Source organism: Solibacillus sp. NPDC093137 (assembly GCF_050280445.1).
Lineage (GTDB): Bacteria > Bacillota > Bacilli > Bacillales_A > Planococcaceae > Solibacillus > Solibacillus isronensis_B.
In genome coordinates, this window is the sequence record NZ_JBNNVH010000001.1 from 1,275,488 (window position 1) to 1,298,905 (window position 23,418).

Here is a 23,418-nt window from a genome sequence, read left to right on the forward strand (position 1 = left end):
CAGAGCATATTCGATGCTCTGGATATACTTTAACATTAATGATGGTGGTGATGTTCATATCCATGTTCTTCTGCATATTTGCGGAAATTCTCTAAATCGATCATCCCTGTTGATGTACCGTCTAAAGCCTGGTCCATGCGCTCGAGCAATACTTTCTTTAAATTCGGATGGTAGCCGAAATAATTTGCAAGTAAAAAATCTACATCTTCATATTGCTCTGTAAACTGCTGGACCATTTTAGCCATTCGTTCCATCAACACCCCTGTAAACAAGAAGTATGGAAGCATCACAATTTTTTTTGCTCCAAGTCTTATACAGCGTTCAATCCCTTGTTCTACTGATGGGGTCGTTACGCCCATAAATGCACTTTCTACTATAGGAACGTCTAGTTTTTCCCATAATAAACGGGTAATTTTATAGAAATCGCCATTTGCATATGGATCACTGCCGCCGCGAGCAATAAGTAAAATAGCTGTGTCGTCATGTTTTTCATCAGGATTGAAGCCTACTTCTGTTAATCGCGACTTAAGAATTTCGAAAATTTCTTCATGAATCCCAATTGTTTGACCATATGTAAAGCGAACATCCGGAAAATGCTCTCTTGCATGTTCGATTTCGGCCGGGATGTGCATTTTTGAGTGTCCTGCGTGTAATAAGATGATGGGGATTACATGGACTTCATCCGCGCCTCTTTCAACACAAAGCTGAATCCCATCTTCTATATTCGGTGAAGCAAATTCCAGAAAACAAGTTTCAACTAGTAGTGCTGGATCAATATACGTTTTCGTCTGCTCGACAAACTGACGTACTTCCTCATTTCCAGCCTCTAATCTACTACCATGCCCAACAAATAATACTGCTTTTTTCAATGGTCCTCTTCCTTTTTTATATTTATCGATCCCTTTAATTCGATTTTCACGTCGGATTCTTTCCCCATGTTCCACCGAATAAATAATGGATGATTCTTCAGCAGTATCCTGAACTATTGCACGAGAAGTTTCCTCGTTTTGAACGGAATACCATGTCCCTTTCGGATAATCGATGACAACACATTTATCTTTACATCGACCATTACAACGGGTACGTGATGTATGAATCGTTTCATCTAAACGATTTTTACGAATTTCATCCCGGATTTGCTTTGTTACTTCTTCTGCACCTGCACCCATACAGGTAGCCCCATTACAAATTAACAGATGGCGCTGCATTTGATTTAAATTCCAAGTTGTCATAGAGTCCTCCTTCTTGTAGTTGATCAAAGTAAGTTTTATTTTTGCGCACGAACGCCGAAAACTTATCGATTGATGATGCATTGTACTTTCCTAATATATTTTTTACAAGATCGATCACTTGATTTTCCGGTACTTTTTTTAATAATAGATGCCCGGAACTGGCACGTCTCCCCATTGGAATCGCACCTCCGTAAATATCAACTTTGCCATTATGAAAAATGAGTGCCAAGTCATCCTGAACCGCGTTATAGCATGCTTGGGTGCATGCATTAAAGCCGATGCGTACCCTATTTTTTAATGGCATTTGTTCAACTTGTTCTAGTAAGTCCTTTGCAAGTGGTAAACCGTCTAACAAATCCCCATCACAAAAGTCGCAACATTTAAATAAAGCACTTGGTGTTTGGGATGCCACATACAAATTCACTTCCGTTAATTTTTCCATTGCCTGCTCAATATGTGAACAATGGACAGTAACAATAAAACTATGGCCGGCAGAATATTTTACAGCGCCAAATTTTTCAAGATTTGCTAACACAATCAGCTGATCACTTGTTAAATGTTTGTTTATTAACCCTGGTCGTACAATTAATGCTACATAGTCATCCGTTGCTTTTAATTTTGCAAACGTCTTGTTCGGCATCGGCAGCTGCAACGCCTTTTCAAAATTTTTCTTAGCATATTCTTGCATGTATACACCGCTCCCATTCATCAATTACGCACTTGTGTCGACTGGTGGAATCCCTTTGATTTTGAAAGATTAGAATGAATCAGGGTAAAGACCTTTTACAATAATTTCAAGCGCTTCTGCCACACGAACACCTTCTGATGCTGCCGATAATGGTAAAACAACAAAACGCTCATTTTGTACTGCCGGTGTTTGGCTCAGTGCCGGATCATTTTTCAGGAAATTAATTTTCTCTTCTGCTGTAGTAGAACCATAATCAATTACAATAATAGCTTCCGGATTACGTTCTACAGCATCTTCTTTTGAAACCGTTGCCCAGTTTTTCTCGATATCACCAAAAATATTATTTGCTCCCGCCATTTTCACGAGAGTGTTCATAAAGTTTTGAGTGGCTGTAAATACATCTTTATCACCACTATCAAATACTAGAACATCAATTGGTTTGTCCACAGTAGGAACTTTTTCTTTAATTTTTCCAATATCAGCGTTCATTTCTTCTATCAATGTTTCTCCGCGCTCTTCAACACGAAAGATTTTTGCGATATTACGGATATCCGTGTAAATATCCTCTAACTCCGGAGCCACTTTTACTGAGGAAGACTGCAGGTAACTGCCGATTCCCAATTGTTCCATTTCTTCGCGTGACATTAAGTTTTTCTCATTAAAGGCACTTGCCCAGCCACCGTAAATGAAATCGGCTTCTGTTGAAATAACCTGTTCTTTCGAAGGATATTGTTCAGCCAGTAACGGAACCTGGTCATACGCTTCTTGTAACGAAGGATAAATCTGGTCGTCCAAGTAAGCTGTACCTACCATCGAATCTTCCAAGCCGAGTGCAAGCATTACTTCTGTTACATGCTGATTTATGGAAATCGCTTTTTTTGGAGCTTCTTCATATGTAATGGACATGCCTTCATTTTCAATTGTTACTGCCTGAACTGTTTCATCCGAATCTGCTGTCGCCTGTTTTATACTTTGTTCATTACCCGAACATGCTCCTAAAATTAATGCTGAGGTTAGGGCAAACGAAGCCCATAGACTTTTACGTATCTTCATTGTTAATCTCCTATATTATCTATTCGTGTATTCGTATAAAAAAATAGATGCATTTTCCCTGTGAACGGATTTTTAGAAATCCCTGCATCTATATGAAATACTTCTTTTAACATTGGGGTCGTCAATACATGTTCCGGTGAACCTTGAATATGTAATGTTCCATCGTTCATAACAATTAACTCATCACAATAGGCTGCAGCTAAATTTAAATCATGTAACGCCGCAATGATCGTAATCGGTAAATCTTTGACTAAATCCATTAAATGGAGCTGGTGTTCAATATCCAAATGATTTGTCGGTTCATCCAATATGAGAATACTTGCCTGCTGTGCCAATGCACGTGCGAGCATTACTCGTTTTTTTTCGCCACCTGATAAATTACTTAATGTTCGATTGGCTAAATGAGCAATATTTGCTAATTTCATGCTTCTGTCCACGATTGACATATCTTCTGAGTTTTCAGAACTGAGCCAGCCTTTATAAGGGGTGCGTCCCATCATTACCAAATCTTTTACTGTAAAATCAAATAATATAGCGGACTCTTGACTAACGACCGCCATTTGTCTTGCCAGTTTTTTCGGGGAAATATCCCAGACTTCCTGTTCATGCAAAGTTACTTTTCCCGATGATTGTTTCAGGTGACGGTACAAAATCTTAAGCATTGTTGATTTACCACTGCCGTTTGGACCAATAATCCCTATAAATTTCCCTTCGACGATTTCCAGAGAAATGCTTTTCAAAATCTCCTTATCATCCACCGAATATTCAACTTGTTGTAGCTGGATCATCTCATTCTCCTTCCCCAAATGCATAGCGCTCCCGACGAAGCATCCAAATAAAGAAAGGGCTGCCAAATAATGCGGTAATAATTCCGATTGGCATCTCTTCTGGTGCAATTGCAATACGTGCACCCATATCAGCCCAAATAATAATAATGGCTCCAAGCAGCGCACTTAGCGGTAAAACTACTTTATAATTGGACCCGACAATCATCCGTACAATATGCGGGACAATGAGACCGACAAATCCGATACTCCCGCTTACAGCAACTACGACGCCGGTTAGTAAAGATACAATGATAATAATGAACAGCCTGAATCGTTCAATATGGATCCCTAAAGTCGATGCTGTTTCTTCACCTAGTAACAGTGCGTTCAGTTGACGATAGCTTAGTAGTAATAATGGAAATACGATACAAAAAGTAACTAGAGGTATTCCGAGATTTGACCACTTTGCCCCGCCTAAACTGCCAAGCATCCAAAACATGACTGCCTGAACACCGCCCTGTTCTTTCGAAATCATCAACATAAAGTTGGTCATCGCACCTAACACCATGGAAACCGCAATCCCCGACAGCAATAATCGAATCATCGAAGTTTTCCCGTTCACCCGGGCAAGCATAAATACAATCATTACGGCAAATATTGCACCAAAAAAAGCGGCAAGCGATAAAGCAAACACTCCGAAAAAGCTAAATGCACCGAATAAAATTACTGAAGTTGCCCCGACAGATGCTCCCGACGAAACACCGAGTATGTAAGGATCTGCAATGGAATTCTTTACCAGAGCCTGTATTGCGGCACCCGATATTGCCAATGATGCTCCGACTAGAAGTGCCAATAGTACACGTGGCACCCGGATTTCCCAAATAATTATTTGCTGCGCCTTAGAAGCGTTTGTTTCACTTAAAATTCCTGTTTTAAAAAGTAAAACCTCAATAATTAACTGGGGTGTGATTCCTACAGAACCTACCATGATTGCACCAATAATCGATATGACGAGCACAATGATTAAAATAGGCATCCATAGCCAAAGTTTTTTTTTATTCATAAAAGTTTACCGGCTCCCAACTAATGATCGCTGCATAAAATTTATGACGGTAAACAATCTTGCCTTCCTTCACATTAACGAATCGGGCAAGTGCCTCTTTAACATGCTCTAAATCAAACGGATTCGATAATATTTTTTTACTTTGTGCTTCATAGAGCGCTTCATAACTGTCATAGTAATAAACACGTTCCAATGGCAGCATTTCGCAATCTGCATAAATTCCTAATTGGTACAGCATATTTAAGATTTCAATATAGTCTCTCCTGGGATATTTAATCTGATAGTGATATTCTTTCGCTAAAACATCATAATGTGGTTGAATTGGACCTGTTGTTAAACCGATGATTGCTCTTTTCTTTGCGCAATTATTCATTTTCAGCAGTGCATCATTCATCTCATATATTCGGTAATAGCAATTGACCCCGATTACTATATCATGCTGTTCAACATCTGCTTCTTCCCACTTCGCATGAACAAAATTTACCGCATCGTCTTCCATGAAATACTGCTCCAAGTAGTTTAAAACACTTTTTGAGCCATCAACCAATGTAAGTTTTCCGACATCTTCTCTTAAAGGAAATGTATAATTCCCCCAACCTGGTCCCATTTCCAGACAGCTTGCACCCTGTGGTATGTATTGACGAATTTTTTCATAAATCGGAATGGCATGTTCATCCGTTTGTTTAAAGGATTTTTTTTGCATCGATTGGGCCCAAAATGCTTCCTCCAATGCATCATTTTTCATCCGTTCCGGCATATTTCCATGCCAGTCCAGCATCCCTTCCTTCCAGAGCTGCTCAAAATCAATTGCAAGTGGCCCATGTAAAACAGCCATCAACTTCACCTCTTTTCAAACTTGGCTTCCGAAATAAACGAATAAATCTTCTCCATATCCAAATGCCCACGAACATGGCGGTCCAGCATTTCATAGGCTTGTTCGCGACGTTCAAAATCGGATAACACTTCTCCTGTAATTGGCTCCATTCCTTTTTCCACACGGATTGTATTAAAATAATCGCGTGTAAATAGGCGATTTTGGAAAATCCCATGAACATATGTACCAAATACTTGGTCAGTATAGACACCGTCTGTCCGGCCGTCATAAAATTGGATGAAAGGCTTCAACGGTTTAGTCGCAACACTGCGGCCTAAATGAATTTCATAGCCTTCAATCTCATGACCTGTGCAGCTTCTTCCCGAAACTTGAACCGTTTGCTTACTATTGATAAATGTTGTCTCGATCGGCAGCAGACCTAATGTCAAATACGTTCCGCCAGTGCTTTCAACCGCCTGTTCGTCACGGATAATCTCACCAAGCATCTGATAACCTCCACAAATACCAATAATGCGGACATTTTGATTCGCTAACTGTAAAATACCTTGCATCAGCCCGGTTTGCTGAAGCCATAAAAAATCTTCTACCGTGTTTTTAGTACCTGGTAAAATTACGACATCCGGATTTTTTAAATCACTAAGCATTGAGACAAAGCGCACGCCTACACCCGGTTCTTCAAACAATGGATCCAAATCAGTAAAATTAGATATACGCGGTAAACGGATAACGGTGACATCAACCGCAAATTCATGCTGCTGTGGCTTCTTTAAGCGCAGGCTGGATAGGGCCATCGAATCTTCTGCCTCAATTTGAATATCGAAATACGGTATGACACCAAGTACAGGAATACCTGTATATTCCTCCAGCCAATCGATTCCACTTGTCAGCAGTTCTTTCATGCCGCGAAACTTATTAATAATAATTCCTTTTACACGTGCTTTTTCCGCATCATCCAATAACATTAACGTTCCGACGAGTGAAGCAAAAACACCACCGCGTTCAATGTCCGCCACTAAAATCACTGATGCGTCGGTCTCATGTGCCATTCGCATATTGGCAATATCACGACTTTTCAAGTTAATTTCCGCAGGACTTCCAGCACCTTCCAAAATAAGAACATCGTAGTTATCCGATAAACGTTCAAGCGATGTACGTACTTCAGGCATGACATCTTCTACAAATTGTTCACGATAACTGACCGCATCCATGTTTGCAAAATGTTTACCGTGCAAAATCACTTCTGATACCATATCCCCTTTAGGCTTCAGTAAAATCGGGTTCATATCTGTCGTTGCATCAATTTTTGCCGCTTCTGCCTGGACCCCTTGAGCACGCCCAATTTCTCCGCCATCTTTTGTAATATACGAATTCAGCGCCATATTTTGTGATTTGAACGGAGCAACCCGGTAACCGTCATTAACTAAGATGCGACATAATGCTGTACATAGTACACTTTTTCCCACATCGGATGCTGTGCCCTGAATCATGATTGCCTGCACTAAAACTCCAGCCCCTTCATAGCTGTGACATCCTGCTCGCTGTAATAATGTTTCGTTGCATCAACGGTTGAAACCAGATCAGCCATCGCAATAAGATCCGGATGTGCCGAACGTCCTGTGACGACTAAATGCATTGTGGCAGGTCGACTCCGAATTGCTTCAAGTACTTCCTCTAAAGGCAAAATATCATCGATTGGGAATTTTGAAATTGCCAATGCATTATTTAATTCATCCAAAACTAGTAAATCCGTCGTTTCATCCTGCAATTCCTTTTTTACAATTTGCCAAGCCTTTCTTAACGCTTCCCTGTGTTCTTCCGGTGTTTTTGTCCACGTAAAGCCAATGCCGAGCTGAACGGTTTCAACACCTAATTTCCGAAGTGCAATTTGTTCTCCATATGTACGTTCCGGTGATTTAATAAACTGAAAATACTTCACCGTCATCCCACGGCCAATTGCACGTAAGGTTACACCTAATGAAGCGGTTGTTTTGCCTTTTCCTTCACCCGTATATACGAGCAGCATTCCTTTTCTCGCCATGTTAGTACCTCCCTATACCCAAGTAGTTTTTTCTGAAAATGGTGTACGTTTTTTCTCCGTTGTAACTGGTTCCTCCGGATAGCCAATACATAACGTACCTACGAGGTGTTCAGAATCCGTCGCTCCGATAAATTCATGCAAAGCTGTTTCATGTACAAGACCGACTCCGCGTGTCCGCCACACCATGCCTAAACCAAGCACTTCAGCCATCAGCCACATCGACATGATTGCACTGCTGACAGCAAATTTATTGTCCAGCGTCGCCCCTTCATCACCTTCGACTACAGCAGAAGTAACGACAATGATAAGCGGTGTTTTTGTAACGGCCTGCATGGAGCTTTCCACTAAGTTTGGTTTTGTCGGGAAGCGCTGCTGTAAATAATTGAATGCTACTTGTTCAAAACGTTTTAAACTATCTCCTTGCAGCACATAAAATTGCCAAGGCTCGCGCATACGGTCATTCGGTGCATAAGTTGCTGCTTCCAATAATTGTTCAATTTTTTCCTGTTCTACTTCCTTAGGTAAAAATTGACGAACCGCCCGTCGTTTTTTTAATGCTTCTAACATGTTGTCTCAATCCTTTCATTGAACCAGGCAATTTCTTCACGAATTCCTACAACATCCCCAACTAGAATCATCGAAGGGTTGACCATTTTCTCCTGCTGAATTTTTTCGGAAATCGTCTCTAATTGACCTGTAATCGTACGCTGATTACTTGTTGTTCCCCATTCAATTACTGCAACCGGGGTTGTCGGTTTCTTTCCGTGTCTGATTAGACTTTTCGTAATATGATCGATATTACCGATACTCATATAAAACGCAATCGTATCGATTTGTGCGAGACTTGCCCAGCTTAAAAAATCCTGACCCTTTTCTTCACGGCCATGCCCGGTAACAATCGCAAAGCTTGTTGCATAATCACGATGTGTAACGGGTATGCCTGCATATGCCGGTGCCGCTATTCCTGCTGTGATCCCTGGGACAATTTCAAATTCAATATTTTCATTGCGAAGAACAGCTGCTTCTTCTGCGCCTCGTCCAAAGACAAATGGGTCGCCACCTTTTAGACGGACAACCTGCTTGTTCTGCTGTGCTTTTTCAACGAGCACACGATGAATTTCGTCTTGTATGAGGCCATGCTTTCCCGGTTCTTTGCCACAATAAATTAATTCGCAATGGGCTGGTGCGTGTTTTAAAATTTGGGGGTTTACTAATCTGTCATATAAAATGACTTCAGCTATCTGAATGCACTCTAATGCACGTATTGTCAGTAATTTCGGGTCACCCGGTCCAGCACCAACTATATAAACAAATCCGCTCAATTGACTTCTCCCGCTTCAATCTGACGTAAAAACTGTGCACATTTTTCCTCATTCTTTTGCTGAATCCAATCGAGTATTTCAGGTTCAAGCAGTTGAGCGAGCGCTGCTTTTTTTGTATCGCCTTCATAATTATTAAGAACAAGCAAACGGGCTTCCTTTAAAAAAGCAACATATTCCGAATAACTTTCATCGTATTGTTCCTCTAAGTCCGCTTTTACTTTTCTAGTAAGCGCCGGACTTGCGCCAGTTGTCGACACCGTTACAACAAAATCTCCACGACGGACAACCGCAGGATTCATAAAATCCATACGACCTAAAGCATCTGCACGATTTAATAATTGCCAATGCTGCGTTGCTTCTTCCACAGCATCATTTACTGCTTCATCATTCGTTGCCGCAAAAATAAGGGCTGCACCGTCTAAATCAGCCGGTTCAAAAAGTTTTTGTTTCCAGACTGCTCTGCCTTCATTTAAATAGTTTTTTAACTTATCCGTTACTGTTGGACTGACAACGGTAATCTGGGCATTCGTAGGTAATAATGCTTCCACTTTTTGACGTGCTACATGGCCTCCACCAACGATCACCACTTTTTTAAAATCTATATTGACCATTAACGGAAAATAATTCATATTCTTCCCCCCAAACAAGCTGCAAGCCAATTTTTCACTAGTTGTGGATTGGATGCGAAATGAAAATGTGTATATCCAGCAACTAGATTCCCATGTGAGTACCCTTCCTGTTTCGCTCCAAAGCGCCCTTTTGTAAAATAAGCAGGTGTTTCATGATTTCCTTCGTATACGGAATAATGGAATTCGTGACCTTTAGCCAGCTCCTGTTTACCAATTAAAAAGTTGCCCTCCACACCGGTAATTTCTCTGTAACCTAACGCCGCTAACTTATCTTGCATACGAACGCTTCCCGGAATGACACCAAGCATTTTGTAGCCATTTCCTTCACGGTTGAAAATTTCTTCTGTTAAATACATGAAGCCGCCACATTCCGCAAGTGTCGGGATTCCCTTTTCAATCGCTTGTTTTATCGAATTTTTTGCCTGTTCATTCTGTGCAAGTTTCTCAGCAAATTCTTCAGGGAACCCTCCTCCAATATACAAACCTTGTGCCAGTTCAGGAACCGGTTCATTTTCAAGTGGCGAGAAGAAATGGAGTTTTGCACCGTTTGCTTTCAGTAATTCAAAATTCTCTTCATAATAAAAGTTAAATGCTGCATCTTTTGCTACAGCCAAATGAATTTCTTGCGTATTTTCTTGTATTTCGAAAATCTTTGAAGTTTGCTCCAATTCGGACGCTTTTGTGACTTGTAACAATAAATCCAGATCAACAGTTGCTTCAATAGCAGCTGCAAGCTCATCGAAATATGGATCGAGCTCTCCTCGTTCAATAGCCGGTACTAAACCTAAATGACGGCTCGGCAACGCTGGTACCGCACCTTTTTGCAGGTAGCCGAGAACGGGGATGTTACATTCATGTTCGATCGCTGTTTTAATAATTTCAAAGTGACCTTTACTCCCAAGCTGATTGGCAATAACCCCCACAATATTGGCGTTCTTGTCCAACTGCTGGAATCCTTTTACTATAGCAGCGACGCTTCGGGCCATACTTGCTGCATTAACAATTAAAATTACCGGACTGTCTGTAATTTCACTAATATGTGCCGCCGATCCTTCATTCGATAATGGCGACTTCCCGTCATAAAATCCCATGACACCTTCAATAATAGACACATCTGAATCAATGCTGTTTCTCGCAACAATTGTGCGTACGACATCTTCGGTCATCATGAAACTGTCAATATTGCGTGAAGACCTTCTCGTTACCGCTGTATGATACGTCGGATCGATATAATCCGGACCGCATTTAAATCCTTGAACAGTTAAGCCGCGCTTCATCAGTGCACGCATAATGCCAATTGTAAATGTTGTTTTTCCTACGCCACTGCCTGTTCCGGCTAATACGAAACGATTCATTCGATTTCCTCCTCATCAAATGTAATCCGGGCAATGGAAATGGTTGCATTGCCGCTTTTCTTTTTTTCCAACAGCCAGTCTGTCGCATTGGCACACCGTAATGCAGCAGGTTCACTAACACCGTATGCCCCTGTAAATTTAAAAACAGTTTCCGATGGATTTTGCAGCGGCATTTCATTTAGCTCTGCGGGTGTATACGTTATAAACTGCCAGTTGTTTCTAGCCGTTACTTGCAGGAAACCTTGTTCATCTTTTTTCAAATCGATTGTGGCGATTGCTTTGACGCTTTTTTTGCTCAGCTTTAGTTCTTCAAGCGTTTCATCAATTAATTGTTCAATTTCTTCAGCAGATGTTCCGCGATTACAGCCCATTCCTAAAACAATTGATTTCGGTCGGTAAATTACACCGTTTTCAAGTAATATTTCTTCCTCTTTTTCGATAATCCGATCAGTAATGAGCAATGTGGCATGTGGTTTTGCAGCGATTGCTTCCCCTGTTGTCCGGTAAATTTTCAAAGTATCAGGCATCGGTGTTTCATGCAGCCACCATTTTTTTTCACCGGTTTCCTGAACAATCGCAACCTGTTCCTCATTCACTACTGAAGCACTGACAGGCGTTAATTTCTCTTCACTGTCCCAAACCCATCCATACCGTGCACCAAATAAATCAACTGCGATTGTTTTTTGAACATCGGATGCTGTAGTTACAATCGGAGTCGCATCGATTGCTTGTGCAAACTCATTTGTCAGGGCATTCGCACCACCGATATGTCCGGATAAAACACTTACGACATATTGTCCTTTATCATCAACAACAAGAACACCCGGATCTTTCTTTTTATCTACTAAAATTGGGGCAATCATCCGAACGACTGCACCAAGGGAAATAATCAATATCATCGACTTATATGCTTTAAATAGTGCAGGTAGTAACAGGCGCACCGTCCCGTCAAATAATTGAATATTTTTTTCAGCCTCATCGCCCTGCTCAAATTTCTTCATATAATATACATCGACATACGGAAACTTCTCCGCATACTTTCGCGCATTCGCCACACCGTGCTTTGTAATGGCTACAAGTGCATAAGGTTTTGTCACACGAACTTCCGGTATTTCCCCTTCACGTAAATTAATCATCGACTTTCACACCTTTACGAAAACCATGTGTAAATGTAGCATCATACAATTTTGAACGGTAATCTTTTTCATGAATGTTCGGATCAAGTGCCCAGCCGGCTAAAATCATCGCATGTTTACGAATGCCATTTGTCCGCATCGCTTCATCCAGTTCAGCAATTGTCGTGCGAACGATTTTTTGATCTGGCCATGAAGCCCGTTGAATAACGGCAACCGGTGTATCGTCCGACCAGCCCGCAGCCTGTAGTTCCTTTGTAATTTTTTTCGTTAATGTGGCACTTAAAAACATCGCAATTGTGCAATGATGGCTTGCCAATGCTTGCAGTTTTTCACGCTCAGGTACCGGTGTACGTCCTTCTGCTCGTGTTAAGATCAACGTTTGCGTTAAATCAGGAACCGTTAGTTCTGCTCCTACGGCTGCAGCGGCAGCAAATACGGAACTCACACCTGGAATAACGTCATAGCCAATATTATGTTTTTTCAACAATGCCACTTGTTCCATTGTTGCCCCGTACATGGCCGGGTCACCCGTATGTAAACGCACAACCATTTTCCCTGCATTAACACGTTCAACGATGCAATCAACCATCTCCTGTAAATGCATGCCTGCTGTACGGATTACTTCTGCATCCGCTCGGGCTTCGGCAACTAGCGTTTCACTAACTAACGAATCTGTATACATGACAACATCCGCCTGTTGAAGAAGTTTAAGGCCTTTTACGGTAATTAAATCCGGGTCGCCGGGGCCAGCACCTATAATCCAAATTTTCTTCATTATTTTCGCACCACCATACATGATAAATAATTGAGCTCAGCTCCACGCAATTCATTCGTTTTCCAAATAATTTCTTCATCTGAAGTTACTTTTGTCACAACATGCGTTTTTTCAAGTAAGTTCATCTCTTTGAGTAAATCGAGCATGTCATCCAATACTTTCGCTACTTTAATGAACACAATCCCGTCATGGGTCTCAATAACGCGACGCATCTCTGCCATATCCGAAGTCGCCGGAATCATTGCTACATGATCATCGCCGTCTGCCAATGGGATTCCTAAACGATTGGCAGTTCCATTAAATGAAGATATCCCTGCAATCGATTTCATTGGAACGTCGGGATACATTTCCTTCATTAATTTCATCAAGTGTATATATGTACTAAAAAGCATCGGATCGCCTTCCGTTACAAATGCGACATCTCGGCCTTCTTTCAAATGTGCATAGATTTTCTCTGCGGATTTTGACCATGCTTCCTGCAACGTCTCCTCGTCCTTCGTCATCGGAAATACAAGCCCTAGCATTTCTTTTTCCGCCGGATTAACGTACACATCGATTATTCGTTGGGCATACGATTTACTGCCGCGCAATTTTTGTGGATACGCAATGACCGGGCATTCTTTCAACATTCTAAACGCTTTTACTGTAATAAGTTCCGGATCACCTGGTCCAACACCTAATCCGATTAATGTACCGATTGTCATAATTCCAACCCTTTCTGTGCTGTTACGATAAAAATTGGATTTAACGGTTCAAAACGCGTTAAATTTAAAATTGGCTTACTTTTTGAGATTTGTGCCTGCAGTACAGAAACATCACAATTGAACTTTTTAAAATGCCCCATAGCTTCTGCTAAGTTCTCAATTGTTGCGATGTTCATAACAATGCGGCCATTTGGCTTTAATCGATTCACACATAGTTGCAGCAACTGCTCCATATTACCGCCGTTGCCACCGATGAAAATGGCGTCCGGATCAGGAAATTCTTCTAATCTTTCCGGAGCTTTTCCTAAAACAGCTGTAAAATCTGTACGATGAATATGCTGGTTTTGAAGACAGTTTTCTAAATCGGCTTCATTTTTTTCTATCGCAAATACTTGACCTTCGCGCGCAATTTTGGACATCTCAATGGCAACTGAGCCTGTGCATGTCCCAATGTCCCATGCGATACTCATTTCTTTTAATTGCAGCGCTTGTAAACAAAGAACTCGGATCTCCTTTTTTGTGATGAGCCCTTTATCAGGTTTCCGCTGAATAAACTTGTCATCATCAATACCGATTGACGCACGCTCAACAGCTTCACGCTGCTTTAAAATAACGACATTCAATGGTGAGAATTCGGCCTTCTCCATTTCATCCAAAGAAAGATGACGACATCGTTCAGTTGGACCTTCCAAGTTTTCTGCTACAAACGCATCGTATTCGGTCATGCCGAACGCATTTAAATAGCGGGCAAGTGCATTCGGTGAATTTTCTTCATCGGTCAATATCGCTATTTTTTTCCGGCCATCGATTTTTTGGGCAAGCCCCTTCATTGACCGGCCATGAACACTCGTTAAATAGGCATCCTGCCAGCTTTCCTGCATTCTTGTAAATGCTAATTGAACAGAGCTGGCATAAGGATAAATTTCTAACGGGAGCTTCTTCGCCAAAACACCGCCTAGTCCGTAAAATAGCGGGTCACCCGATACTAGAATAACGATGTTTCTTTTTTCTTCTTGCAGCTTTTCCACTAATTGTGATAGTCCACCTTTTATAATGATCTTTTCGCCAGTGTAATCCGGGAAAAAGTCTAGATGACGCTCACCACCAACTAGTACTTCACTTGATTCAATCCAAGCGATATATTGAGGGAGTAAACTTGCTGATCCGTTATCCCCGATACCAATCATTTTCATCCAATTGTTCAATATTCTCAGCCTTTCCTAGCATGTCCCCGTTCATTGCATACAGCGATGTGGAAACACGTAATTTCGCTTTCATATGATCCAGTGCAAAGTAACAGCAGTTTTTACAAAGCGCTTCAAAAAATTGGTCATTCCCCTGCATGATTTCTCCTACTTGTGATGCCGTATTCGCATGTAATATTTGCTCGATTATTTTTGGATCAGCTCCGGCTTTTTTCGCAACTTCAGCCAAAAATGGGAAACTGATCGGCGCACTTTTTGAATGCACCATCATGACACCCTGTGCTACCTTTGAAAATTTCCCCATCATCCCCACAAGTGACACTTGGGGAATCTCTTTACGGGCGATATGCTTTAACGTAAAACCGACGAAATCCCCCATCTCTATAAATGCTTCTTCCGGTAAATGCGGATATTGCTTCATTGCATATTTTTCACTGCGTCCGCCGGTTGTAATGACAAGATGGTCACAGCCTGCCTCTTTTGCAACACTAATTGCCTGCACGATACTAGCCATATAGGCAGAACTTGAAAAGGGTACGACCGTTCCGCGCGTACCTAATATGGAAATTCCACCCAGTATTCCCAGCCTTGCATTTAATGTCTTCTTCGCGATTTCCTCACCGTCCGGAACGGAAATGATCACTTCGATTCCTTTGTCAATTTGGAAAAGTTGAATCGCTTCTTCGACAACACCATGAAGCATTTTTCTCGGAACAGGGTTAATTGCCGCTTCTCCGACAGGCACGGGCAGTCCTGCTTTTGTTACACGACCAACACCGATTCCACCATCTAAGTGAACACCGCTTTTCTCTATAAAACGAACCGTACTTTGAATACGTGCTTTATGTGTTGCATCCGGATCATCCCCTGCATCCTTAATCGTTTCACACATCACTTCATTTTCCTTTACTGCAAAAGATACCACCGTAAATGTGGCATCCTTTCCTACAGGTAAATGAATCGTTACATGTTCAGGAACTTCTCCGGTCACAAGTGCGTACAAGGCAGCTTTTGTCATCGCAGTTGCACAAGCTCCTGTTGTGTAGCCGTGACGCATTTCCGACGGATCTTTTTTATTTCGCTTCTTTTGCTCGTTCATCTGCCATGATTGAGATGGCATTTAGTGCTGCGACGGTTACAGTACTGCCACCTTTTCTTCCTACATTCGTAATAAAAGGAATTCCTTGTAAAATTGCTAATTCCGCTTTCGATTCTGCTGCCGAAACGAACCCAACAGGCATCCCAATAATTAAATCCGGCTTTGCAAGGCCTTCCTTAATCAGACGAATTAATTCAAGTAGAGCTGTTGGAGCATTCCCAATTGCATAAATTCCTCCTTCTTGTAGTTGCGTCGCCTTTTGCATCGAAATAATGGCACGAGTTGTTCCCAGTTTTTTTGCTTCGATTGATACATCTTCATCTGCGATATAACAATGTAAATCCCCGCCATGTTTTTGGAATCGTTTACGCCCTGATCCACTTTCAATCATCTGAACATCGGCAACAACATGGCGTCCAGCTAAAATTGACTGAATTCCTGCTTCAATCGCATCATCCGTAAAAATCATGCTGCGGCCCAGTTCGAAGTCTGCTGAAGCATGGATAACGCGGCGAACAACAAGCCATTGTTCATCCGTAAATGGATGCTCGCCCATTTCTTCTTTAATCATCGCAAAACTATAGTCATAAATTTTGTCCGGGTCTACTGTTAGTGGTACGAAGTCTGTATTAAAATTCATATTTGCCATTGTTATTTCCCTCCTAATTTTTCATACACTTCTTCAAATGAAGTGCATAAGTTTTCATATTGTATTTCTGGTCTTTTAATTAAGATTACTGGAATACCAATTTCCAGAGCCGCATCCATCTTTTCGTCTACCGAACCGACTTTCCCGCTTTCCTTTGTAATAATAAGTGTTGTGCTGAACTGTTCGTAAAGCGCTTTATTCAATTCTTTAGAAAACGGTCCTTGGATTGCGATAATATCGCGCTGCTTCACACCAAGCGTATTGCATTTATCCATATTCTCTTTATTTGGCAGCATCCGGCATACTAGACGAATATTTTCGCTATGTAATAATTGCTCCGTAAAAACGGCAAGCGTTTTACTGCCTGTTGTCAGCATAATAGTTCCTGAATGTGCGGATGCAGCAATTGCCGCCTCTTTATACGTTTCCACTTCCGTAACGAGCGGATGTACATAACTTTGCTGCGGACGTTCATATCGAATATAGGGAATACCCGTTAAATTTGCAGCGGCCATCGCTGTTTTGGAAGCCTCTTCCGCATATGGATGACTGGCATCGATAACCATTGTTACCCGCCGTTCTTCAATTAGTTCCTTCATTTGCTGTTCTGTTAAACGACCGACATGGTACGGAACATTCGCTTCCTGTAGACTCGCTGCAGCAGATTCCGTCACGACAGTCGCCACCAATTCTTGTCCCGCTTGCATTAATTGAACAGCCAGCTCTCTTGCATCACTTGTTCCAGCTAAAAATAAAATCATCATTTCACCTAATCTCCACAAGGGGCCTCTTCCACTTTAATTTTGCATGACATATCAATATAATTGAAATTCAGGATTTTTTTTACACGTTTAAAATATTTGAAAAAACGTTCATTCGGATGTGCATTTTCTTTATAGTCCGCAACGATTTCTGTTAGTAAAGGAATCAATTTTTCGGGATCGATCCCTTCAAGGACAGGTTGTGCTGCATGTGCTGTTCGTCCAACTGGTTTGGAACCGATAAACAAATCAAACTTTTTCTTGCGGTAAACAATGCCGATATCATCAAAAACCGCGCGATAACATGCCATTCCGCAACCGTTAAAACCGACATGTAGTTCTTTCGGCATTTTAATGCCACCAAGTGTTTCCATAATCTCTTCAGCATATGGAATGGATTCGGCTTTTTCGCCGTAACAGAAATCACACGCCTTGACGATTACTACGTCGCCGACAGGTTGAACAAGTAAACCCGTTTTTTCTACCGTTTCTACGATTCTTTGAGGTGAATCGGTTGGTACCTTCAACACGAGACGGTGATCAGGCGTATACTCCATCGTACCCCGTTCTCCTACAACCTCTGCCAATGTAATCATTTGTGCAGGTGTAATCATTTTATTGGCAACACCTGGTGATACAGCAAACTCAAATATGGATTCCACTTCTTGCTGCACTAAAAAAGGATTTTCTTCAACTTTTACTGCTGACGTTTCTTTATGTACGAGCGCTAATGCTTCATTTGCAAGCTGTAATGCGGTTGTTTTAATGGCTGCTGGTTCAACTATTTTTTTCTCTATAGCTTCAATTTTTTCATACCCGGTCTTTGCTTCACCCGTTTCCTGATCCAACGCCCAAGGTTCCGCTTCTTTTTTCAAACGTTGGTGCGGTTTTAATAGTTGTTTTTCTTGCCCTAAAGTATATTTTCTCTGATAACCACGCGGTGTAATGATTTTATTATCGTAGTAAAATGTTGAGGAATTCCCAACGACGACCGTTGTCAGCATTCCGATATCATGTTCGAGCATATCTTCTAGTGTTGTTAACACAATGTCCTGCGTATCCCGATAGGCAGCTTTTACTAATCCGACAGGTGTATCAGGTGAACGATACTTAAGCAATATTCGTTGTGCTTCCACAATTTGTCTTGTCCGTCTGCCGGATTTAGGATTGTAAAACGCAACGACAAAGTCTGCCATTGCCGCTGCCTCAATCCGTTTTTCGATGACCGTCCATGGTGTTAAATGATCACTTAAACTAATTGTGCACGAATCATGCATAACAGGAGCGCCAAGTAAACTTGCACAGGAGTTAATCGCTGATATACCCGGAACGACTTCTACTTCAATTCCTTCTTTTGCAGTCCATCCCTTTTCGATTAATACTTCATATACGAGGCCCGCCATTCCGTAAACACCTGCATCACCACTTGAAATAACAGCAACTATATGGCCGGCTTCAGCCTGTTTTACAGCTTCTTGCGCACGTGAAACTTCTTCTGTCATTCCCGTACTGACGATAGTTTTCGCCTTCACTAAGTGCTCAATCAGTTCAACATACGTTTTGTAACCCATAATGTGATCACTTTGCTGCAGTGCATCGACTGCACGTTTTGTTATATGTTCCCGATCACCAGGTCCGAACCCTACAACAAAGATCTTTCCTTTTTGCATGTAAACACCCTCCCTATTAGAAAAATACATCTCGCACCAAATAGGACGTGATGATAATTTTTCTTATGTGGATTTCATTAAAAACTAGTATTGCTTATCCACTAAGAAATAAAAAAAGCCCGCACCTCTCGTTAGAAAGAGGTACGGGCATGTGAAATTAATACTAAAAAAGTATAGAAAAACACAAAAACAATTACTTGTTTCGCCTATACTTCTCCCTCCGAAAAGTAAGTATCGTTTAAATAAGCAGGTTTCCTGGCTTAAGCTTCCTTTTACTTTCACATCTTCCCATCTTTACGACAGTGATTCATTGTGATTTCATCAGCTATTACAGTAGCGGGGGCTGCATTAGTCTTTCACTAATTTCCCTTTTACCTTACAAAATTCTGTAAGCACTTATTTAAATTGCAAATTATTAAATTATTATAAAAATAACATAGTCTATTAAAAAATGATAGAACAATTATTATGATATCAGTTTTTTTCAGTGAAGATAAAGCATTGTTCCTTCATTATTTCGGTCCTTTGCACATTAATTTCCTATCTTAATTAACAAAGGTTGTTTATTTTCTGTTTTTCATTTTATTTATTTAATGACCCTATTTCATTTAGTTTTTTTATATCAGTTACAGCATTTTCTATAGATGCCACAGCGATAATTTCTATATTAAGTTGCTCATCTTTTTTTACTCTCTTCGCCTCTTCTTCATTTTCTACAGGTAGAATTATATGAGAAAAACCGCTTTGTTCGGCAATCAAAGTTTTCGCTTTTATTGAACCGATTTCCTTCACATTTCCTTTGCTATCAATCGCTCCAGTTACGGCAATCGGAATATTATTGTTAACGTCACCATTTTCGATAAGAGCACTTAATACAGTGGCAAGTCCTGCACTGTCACCTTCTATATCTTCTCTTTATAAAAATTGATTAATAGCAAAAGCGTTTTCTGGTAAATAAGCAATGACATTTTCCTTCATCGTCTCAAAATGTTTCTCCGTGGGACGTACATAACTAAGTAATTCTTCATTTTTCGAACGTTACCGGATTTTATTCGTAACAACTTCCGCATCCAAAACTTCTTTATTAGTTGAAAATTCCATAGTATGAATTAAGTAGTTCAAGTCCGTTATATATGGGATCTCAATCACTTCGACTGCCAATACATTGATTCCTGAGTCTTTCACTATTTCAAAAGGCTCGTTATATGACATAAGAAAATAAGTATATTTTTCATAATCAATCAGTCGGCTTTCAAAGACAGCTAATAGGGCTAGTATATAAAAAATCCCTAAAAAAGCTGCTTTCAACTTCTTCTGGTTCCGGTAAACAAAGAATCCGAAAATTGAAATACCCAGGCCCACTATAATAAAAATAATAAATTGATAACCGTTAATCTTATCAAAATAATATGCGAGTAGGCCTGTTATGTATAAAATGAATGGCAGTATCATTAAAAAAATACGTCTCAATTTTTCAACTCCTTACTAAACAAAAGTTGAATTTCCAAAAATAATCCAATCGGCTGTTTTTGTACATTTGGTCGATTTTAATAAATGTTTTAATAATGTTGCCTCAAATTTCTTTACGTTCCATTCATACCGGTATTTCTTATGCCAATCCTCTACTTCTATGTAATGCAATCCTTTTAGCCACGTTACCAATCGCTCATCCGTCAGTCCCTTATCCAGTAACGCATCAATGACCGGTAACATACGCTCTTCTTCCTCATCAATTAAAGCATATTCAGTATGAAGACAGCTTTTTAAACTTTGTAATGCATTACATAATAATTGAGATTCCTTCATCAACGGATGTCTAATTGCTTCTGTTAATAAGTCACTTCCATGTGCAACCGCATGTGCCCAGCCCTTTGTAGTGTCGAATCCCCGGAAATCCTTCTCAAGAAATAAATAATGAATACTTCGGTGAATAGCCTCAACAACAAGTTCTTCAGGCAAACTTCTTTTTTCACGATCTATCCCTAAAATGAGGGTGATAACGAGTGCCGAAAACGATCTTGTAAATACATCATCAGAAGGATTGCTCTGTGTAATATTTAAATAAAGGTGCTCATCATCCGAACATATTTTTAATATTAAAACTAATTGTTCTTCAGTAAATTGCTCATTCAGAATTAATTCGCAAAATCCCCGATAAATTAAGTTGTCACGTAAATAGCCATCCGTATTTCCTATATTTTTCAGCATAAATTCGATTAATTCATTAAAATCAATTAAATCCAGATTAATCGATTTATTTACTATTCCTTCTAAATGTTCTTTCATCACCAATTAAATTGCTCCTTTTTTATTGCGCTATTTCAAAAAGTTTTTTTAATGGCTCAGGAATTTTCGCAACTCTTTTCTTTTCTAAATTGAAAAAGCATCCTGATTGTTTTCCGATGCAATGGATATGCTTTTCCGTTGTAATTTCCAGTTCCATTTCCCAACTAGATTGCCCGATTTTCACCATCCAGCAACGTCCGACCGGTTTATCGAAAATTGTTAAAGGGGCTTTGTATTCAATCTCTGTTTTCATCAAGATCGGGGAGATTTGCACTGCCATCATTTCCGCCAATGAGTAATGCTCATTTAAAAAAGCCATACGTAAATCCTCAAACCACCTTACATACACAATATTACTAACAATGCCCATTGCATCGATATCATAGGCGTTTATTTGAATCGGTTGTTCTGCTAATAATGTTCTCACAATTTGTCTCCCCCTTATTTCCCCTCTTCATAACGAACCATAGTCCAATAACCGATATCTTCAAACCCAATCCGCTTATAAATGCGTCCAGCAGCCGGATTATCATAAAACAGACAAATTGATTTTCTTTCAGCGAGCAGGTCTCGGCAAAGTTTCAACATACAATGTGTCGCATATCCTTTTTTCCCGTATCCCGGTCTCGTTCCGACGCCTACAATCATCGCGGACTGAGAATTTTCCGCTGTTGTTGATGCTGAAGAGACCATCACACCCTGTTCGTCACGAATAATATAAGTACGCCCCGTTTTAAATTTTTCTGCGCGCTCTCTTCCTTCTACACTAAATGTCCCTGTTGAAAATTCCGGAATCGATCTGAGCATGTCAATATTTTCTTCGTATTCACTTGGCTGTAAATACGTCACATTTGAAAAATCCAAATCAGATGTGGGAACGGTCAATTCTGTACATTTTGCATAATACGTTTCGCTGTCCCGACGAATACCGCGGTCAATCCATTTCTTTAATGGAGCGACTAAATGCTGAAGCCCTGATAGTTCTATCTGACCTCGATTTTCGCTAATGATTTTGGCAAATCCCTCGGTATCATAATTTCCTTCACTATACGGGATATAGTTTTGATCATAACGCAGTAAAATCGCTTTTAGCTGATCACCTTCAAATTGCCCCCATAAATCCTGGATATCCGATTCCATCCCATACGCTTCAATATCACCGATGATAAATAAATTTTCCGCCGGCTTTTTATGTACAAGTGCCAATGTAGTTTCAAGGTCTTCGTTTGTTAACTTTCGAATCATTATAGTTGCCTCCTATATAGTTCGTTTACGAGCTTTTACGATAAAGGTTGTTGGAAAGTGGCTTGCTTTATGTAGAGAATAATATTTTTCGGAATACGGAATTTCTTCACCTTTTGCATGTACCGGAATATCACTTTCAATAATTTCTACAAGTTCAAAGCCTACTTTTAAAAGTGCATTTATAAATGTCGCCATTTTATATTTCGGTATTTGCATTGGCGCATCTTCCCCTTTAAATGTCGTTGTTTCGATATATCCTTCACGCTGGTAGGAATCCGTTAAACTAAACTGATGATCTCGGCATTTGATTTGATTATAGAAAGGGTGTTCCCAGCTGAAAATAAATTCGCCTCCTTCTTTTAAGTAGCTGTAAATTAACTTAAACGTTGCTGGAAGATCACTTGACCAGCCAATCGCATAAATGGAATATACTAAATCAAAATAATTTTTCGGCAGACCGATTTCTTCTTCCATTGGAGCCGTAAATAAGCTTGCCTCAATGCCGTATAACGTTTTCTGTGCCAGGTCCATTTGGGCACTCGAAAAATCAACCCCCCAAAGCTCCTTTGCACCATTGTTATTCATATATAAAAGAGAATGACCGCTCCCAAATCCAACTTCCAGCACTGTTTTGCCGGCAACACTTCCGATTAAATTCAGTTCCTCTTCGGTTTGTGCTAATGGTCCGTAGCTTGGCAACGCATCTCCTCCAGCAAAATGCTTTGCTACAATATCCCAGCTTTTTTTATTGTTTTCGATAATTGTATTCAAAAAAGTCATTCCTTTCTGTAACGATGACGGATCTTTACTGCATGTCCCAATTAAACCACTTTATTCCATATGTTACAATCCGACAATTTTTCTAATTTGTTTTAGTTGCGGTGCGAGCTATCCTGTGTGATTTAG

At 40.4% G+C, this 23,418-nt stretch carries 26 protein-coding genes and 1 riboswitch; all 26 genes read right to left on the bottom strand.

Annotated features, from left to right (window positions below; genetic code table 11):
- Positions 1 to 35 precede the first annotated feature (35 nt).
- The 26 genes from ACQKN3_RS06585 to ACQKN3_RS06710 all read right to left on the bottom strand — a co-directional run bounded on the left by ACQKN3_RS06585 (position 36) and on the right by ACQKN3_RS06710 (position 23,292).
- A complete protein-coding gene (locus tag ACQKN3_RS06585; protein WP_427710305.1) occupies positions 36 to 1,232 on the bottom strand; it encodes a CbiX/SirB N-terminal domain-containing protein in 1,197 nt (398 codons plus the stop codon).
- Positions 1,183 to 1,920, bottom strand: a complete 738-nt coding sequence (locus tag ACQKN3_RS06590; protein WP_427710307.1) for a sulfite reductase — start codon at positions 1,918 to 1,920, stop codon at positions 1,183 to 1,185. Before ACQKN3_RS06590 ends, ACQKN3_RS06585 begins: the two co-directional genes overlap by 50 nt.
- A gap of 69 nt (positions 1,921 to 1,989) precedes the next feature.
- On the bottom strand, positions 1,990 to 2,973 hold the full coding sequence (locus ACQKN3_RS06595; RefSeq protein ID WP_427710309.1) for an ABC transporter substrate-binding protein: 984 nt from the start codon (positions 2,971 to 2,973) through the stop codon (positions 1,990 to 1,992).
- A 2-nt stretch (positions 2,974 to 2,975) separates the two neighbouring features.
- On the bottom strand, positions 2,976 to 3,761 hold the full coding sequence (locus ACQKN3_RS06600; protein ID WP_427710311.1) for a heme ABC transporter ATP-binding protein: 786 nt from the start codon (positions 3,759 to 3,761) through the stop codon (positions 2,976 to 2,978).
- 1 nt (position 3,762) lies between these two features.
- Positions 3,763 to 4,803 carry an iron ABC transporter permease gene (locus tag ACQKN3_RS06605; RefSeq protein ID WP_340734967.1) on the bottom strand — a complete coding sequence of 347 codons (1,041 nt, stop codon included), beginning with the start codon at positions 4,801 to 4,803 and terminating at the stop codon, positions 3,763 to 3,765.
- Positions 4,796 to 5,638 (bottom strand): class I SAM-dependent methyltransferase, encoded by an 843-nt coding sequence (locus ACQKN3_RS06610; protein ID WP_427710314.1) that lies wholly within the window; start codon positions 5,636 to 5,638, stop codon positions 4,796 to 4,798. Before ACQKN3_RS06610 ends, ACQKN3_RS06605 begins: the two co-directional genes overlap by 8 nt.
- A 5-nt stretch (positions 5,639 to 5,643) precedes the next feature.
- Positions 5,644 to 7,137, bottom strand: a complete 1,494-nt coding sequence (locus tag ACQKN3_RS06615) for a cobyric acid synthase (RefSeq protein ID WP_427710316.1) — start codon at positions 7,135 to 7,137, stop codon at positions 5,644 to 5,646.
- Complete coding sequence (locus ACQKN3_RS06620; protein WP_427710318.1) at positions 7,137 to 7,676, bottom strand: cob(I)yrinic acid a,c-diamide adenosyltransferase; 540 nt, start codon at positions 7,674 to 7,676, stop codon at positions 7,137 to 7,139. The genes ACQKN3_RS06615 and ACQKN3_RS06620 overlap by 1 nt, the downstream gene beginning before the upstream one ends.
- A 12-nt stretch (positions 7,677 to 7,688) precedes the next feature.
- Positions 7,689 to 8,243: a nitroreductase family protein gene (locus ACQKN3_RS06625; RefSeq protein ID WP_427710320.1), complete on the bottom strand. Its 555-nt coding sequence runs from the start codon at positions 8,241 to 8,243 to the stop codon at positions 7,689 to 7,691.
- Positions 8,237 to 8,998, bottom strand: coding sequence for a uroporphyrinogen-III C-methyltransferase (gene cobA, locus ACQKN3_RS06630; protein WP_427710322.1), 762 nt, complete (start codon positions 8,996 to 8,998; stop codon positions 8,237 to 8,239). Before cobA ends, ACQKN3_RS06625 begins: the two co-directional genes overlap by 7 nt.
- Positions 8,995 to 9,627, bottom strand: a complete 633-nt coding sequence (locus ACQKN3_RS06635; protein ID WP_427710324.1) for a precorrin-2 dehydrogenase/sirohydrochlorin ferrochelatase family protein — start codon at positions 9,625 to 9,627, stop codon at positions 8,995 to 8,997. The genes cobA and ACQKN3_RS06635 overlap by 4 nt, the downstream gene beginning before the upstream one ends.
- Positions 9,624 to 10,982, bottom strand: coding sequence for a cobyrinate a,c-diamide synthase (locus ACQKN3_RS06640; RefSeq protein ID WP_427710326.1), 1,359 nt, complete (start codon positions 10,980 to 10,982; stop codon positions 9,624 to 9,626). Before ACQKN3_RS06640 ends, ACQKN3_RS06635 begins: the two co-directional genes overlap by 4 nt.
- Complete coding sequence (locus tag ACQKN3_RS06645; protein WP_427710328.1) at positions 10,979 to 12,118, bottom strand: cobalt-precorrin 5A hydrolase; 1,140 nt, start codon at positions 12,116 to 12,118, stop codon at positions 10,979 to 10,981. Before ACQKN3_RS06645 ends, ACQKN3_RS06640 begins: the two co-directional genes overlap by 4 nt.
- The gene (gene cobM, locus ACQKN3_RS06650) at positions 12,111 to 12,893 is read right to left on the bottom strand and encodes a precorrin-4 C(11)-methyltransferase (protein WP_427710330.1); all 783 of its coding nucleotides are present in this window, start codon (positions 12,891 to 12,893) and stop codon (positions 12,111 to 12,113) included. The genes ACQKN3_RS06645 and cobM overlap by 8 nt, the downstream gene beginning before the upstream one ends.
- Positions 12,893 to 13,597 (bottom strand): precorrin-2 C(20)-methyltransferase, encoded by a 705-nt coding sequence (gene cobI / locus ACQKN3_RS06655; protein WP_427710331.1) that lies wholly within the window; start codon positions 13,595 to 13,597, stop codon positions 12,893 to 12,895. Before cobI ends, cobM begins: the two co-directional genes overlap by 1 nt.
- Positions 13,594 to 14,790, bottom strand: a complete 1,197-nt coding sequence (gene cbiE, locus ACQKN3_RS06660; RefSeq protein ID WP_427711616.1) for a precorrin-6y C5,15-methyltransferase (decarboxylating) subunit CbiE — start codon at positions 14,788 to 14,790, stop codon at positions 13,594 to 13,596. Before cbiE ends, cobI begins: the two co-directional genes overlap by 4 nt.
- A complete protein-coding gene (locus tag ACQKN3_RS06665) occupies positions 14,765 to 15,901 on the bottom strand; it encodes a cobalt-precorrin-5B (C(1))-methyltransferase (protein WP_427711618.1) in 1,137 nt (378 codons plus the stop codon). The genes cbiE and ACQKN3_RS06665 overlap by 26 nt, the downstream gene beginning before the upstream one ends.
- Positions 15,876 to 16,541 (bottom strand): precorrin-8X methylmutase, encoded by a 666-nt coding sequence (locus ACQKN3_RS06670; protein ID WP_427711620.1) that lies wholly within the window; start codon positions 16,539 to 16,541, stop codon positions 15,876 to 15,878. Before ACQKN3_RS06670 ends, ACQKN3_RS06665 begins: the two co-directional genes overlap by 26 nt.
- A gap of 11 nt (positions 16,542 to 16,552) precedes the next feature.
- Positions 16,553 to 17,311 carry a precorrin-6A reductase gene (cobK, locus tag ACQKN3_RS06675; protein WP_427711622.1) on the bottom strand — a complete coding sequence of 253 codons (759 nt, stop codon included), beginning with the start codon at positions 17,309 to 17,311 and terminating at the stop codon, positions 16,553 to 16,555.
- 8 nt (positions 17,312 to 17,319) lie between these two features.
- Positions 17,320 to 18,981 (bottom strand): precorrin-3B C(17)-methyltransferase, encoded by a 1,662-nt coding sequence (gene cobJ, locus ACQKN3_RS06680; protein ID WP_427710333.1) that lies wholly within the window; start codon positions 18,979 to 18,981, stop codon positions 17,320 to 17,322.
- A gap of 228 nt (positions 18,982 to 19,209) precedes the next feature.
- Positions 19,210 to 19,396, bottom strand: a riboswitch (cobalamin riboswitch).
- A gap of 167 nt (positions 19,397 to 19,563) precedes the next feature.
- On the bottom strand, positions 19,564 to 19,887 hold the full coding sequence (locus ACQKN3_RS06685; RefSeq protein WP_427711624.1) for a S16 family serine protease: 324 nt from the start codon (positions 19,885 to 19,887) through the stop codon (positions 19,564 to 19,566).
- 132 nt (positions 19,888 to 20,019) lie between these two features.
- On the bottom strand, positions 20,020 to 20,451 hold the full coding sequence (locus tag ACQKN3_RS06690) for a hypothetical protein (RefSeq protein WP_427710335.1): 432 nt from the start codon (positions 20,449 to 20,451) through the stop codon (positions 20,020 to 20,022).
- Between the two features lie 15 nt (positions 20,452 to 20,466).
- Positions 20,467 to 21,267: a DUF2785 domain-containing protein gene (locus tag ACQKN3_RS06695; protein WP_427711626.1), complete on the bottom strand. Its 801-nt coding sequence runs from the start codon at positions 21,265 to 21,267 to the stop codon at positions 20,467 to 20,469.
- Between the two features lie 22 nt (positions 21,268 to 21,289).
- The gene (locus ACQKN3_RS06700; RefSeq protein ID WP_427710336.1) at positions 21,290 to 21,694 is read right to left on the bottom strand and encodes an acyl-CoA thioesterase; all 405 of its coding nucleotides are present in this window, start codon (positions 21,692 to 21,694) and stop codon (positions 21,290 to 21,292) included.
- A 14-nt stretch (positions 21,695 to 21,708) separates the two neighbouring features.
- Positions 21,709 to 22,512 carry a GNAT family N-acetyltransferase gene (locus ACQKN3_RS06705; RefSeq protein ID WP_427710337.1) on the bottom strand — a complete coding sequence of 268 codons (804 nt, stop codon included), beginning with the start codon at positions 22,510 to 22,512 and terminating at the stop codon, positions 21,709 to 21,711.
- A gap of 12 nt (positions 22,513 to 22,524) precedes the next feature.
- Positions 22,525 to 23,292: a class I SAM-dependent methyltransferase gene (locus tag ACQKN3_RS06710; RefSeq protein WP_427710339.1), complete on the bottom strand. Its 768-nt coding sequence runs from the start codon at positions 23,290 to 23,292 to the stop codon at positions 22,525 to 22,527.
- Positions 23,293 to 23,418: the final 126 nt, after the last annotated feature.

Excerpts from the sequence above, each read along its gene's own strand:
- ACQKN3_RS06585 (WP_427710305.1), bottom strand. The coding sequence starts at position 1,232 with ATGACAACTTGGAATTTAAATCAAATGCAGCGCCATCTGTTAATTTGT.
- ACQKN3_RS06590 (WP_427710307.1), bottom strand. The coding sequence starts at position 1,920 with ATGCAAGAATATGCTAAGAAAAATTTTGAAAAGGCGTTGCAGCTGCCG.
- ACQKN3_RS06595 (WP_427710309.1), bottom strand. The coding sequence starts at position 2,973 with ATGAAGATACGTAAAAGTCTATGGGCTTCGTTTGCCCTAACCTCAGCA.
- ACQKN3_RS06600 (WP_427710311.1), bottom strand. The coding sequence starts at position 3,761 with ATGATCCAGCTACAACAAGTTGAATATTCGGTGGATGATAAGGAGATT.
- ACQKN3_RS06605 (WP_340734967.1), bottom strand. The coding sequence starts at position 4,803 with ATGAATAAAAAAAAACTTTGGCTATGGATGCCTATTTTAATCATTGTG.
- ACQKN3_RS06610 (WP_427710314.1), bottom strand. The coding sequence starts at position 5,638 with ATGGCTGTTTTACATGGGCCACTTGCAATTGATTTTGAGCAGCTCTGG.
- ACQKN3_RS06620 (WP_427710318.1), bottom strand. The coding sequence starts at position 7,676 with ATGGCGAGAAAAGGAATGCTGCTCGTATATACGGGTGAAGGAAAAGGC.
- ACQKN3_RS06625 (WP_427710320.1), bottom strand. The coding sequence starts at position 8,243 with ATGTTAGAAGCATTAAAAAAACGACGGGCGGTTCGTCAATTTTTACCT.
- ACQKN3_RS06635 (WP_427710324.1), bottom strand. The coding sequence starts at position 9,627 with ATGAATTATTTTCCGTTAATGGTCAATATAGATTTTAAAAAAGTGGTG.
- ACQKN3_RS06640 (WP_427710326.1), bottom strand. The coding sequence starts at position 10,982 with ATGAATCGTTTCGTATTAGCCGGAACAGGCAGTGGCGTAGGAAAAACA.
- ACQKN3_RS06645 (WP_427710328.1), bottom strand. The coding sequence starts at position 12,118 with ATGATTAATTTACGTGAAGGGGAAATACCGGAAGTTCGTGTGACAAAA.
- cobM (WP_427710330.1), bottom strand. The coding sequence starts at position 12,893 with ATGAAGAAAATTTGGATTATAGGTGCTGGCCCCGGCGACCCGGATTTA.
- cobI (WP_427710331.1), bottom strand. The coding sequence starts at position 13,597 with ATGACAATCGGTACATTAATCGGATTAGGTGTTGGACCAGGTGATCCG.
- cbiE (WP_427711616.1), bottom strand. The coding sequence starts at position 14,790 with ATGAAAATGATTGGTATCGGGGATAACGGATCAGCAAGTTTACTCCCT.
- ACQKN3_RS06665 (WP_427711618.1), bottom strand. The coding sequence starts at position 15,901 with ATGAACGAGCAAAAGAAGCGAAATAAAAAAGATCCGTCGGAAATGCGT.
- ACQKN3_RS06670 (WP_427711620.1), bottom strand. The coding sequence starts at position 16,541 with ATGAATTTTAATACAGACTTCGTACCACTAACAGTAGACCCGGACAAA.
- cobK (WP_427711622.1), bottom strand. The coding sequence starts at position 17,311 with ATGATTTTATTTTTAGCTGGAACAAGTGATGCAAGAGAGCTGGCTGTT.
- cobJ (WP_427710333.1), bottom strand. The coding sequence starts at position 18,981 with ATGCAAAAAGGAAAGATCTTTGTTGTAGGGTTCGGACCTGGTGATCGG.
- ACQKN3_RS06695 (WP_427711626.1), bottom strand. The coding sequence starts at position 21,267 with ATGAAAGAACATTTAGAAGGAATAGTAAATAAATCGATTAATCTGGAT.
- ACQKN3_RS06705 (WP_427710337.1), bottom strand. The coding sequence starts at position 22,512 with ATGATTCGAAAGTTAACAAACGAAGACCTTGAAACTACATTGGCACTT.
- ACQKN3_RS06710 (WP_427710339.1), bottom strand. The coding sequence starts at position 23,292 with ATGACTTTTTTGAATACAATTATCGAAAACAATAAAAAAAGCTGGGAT.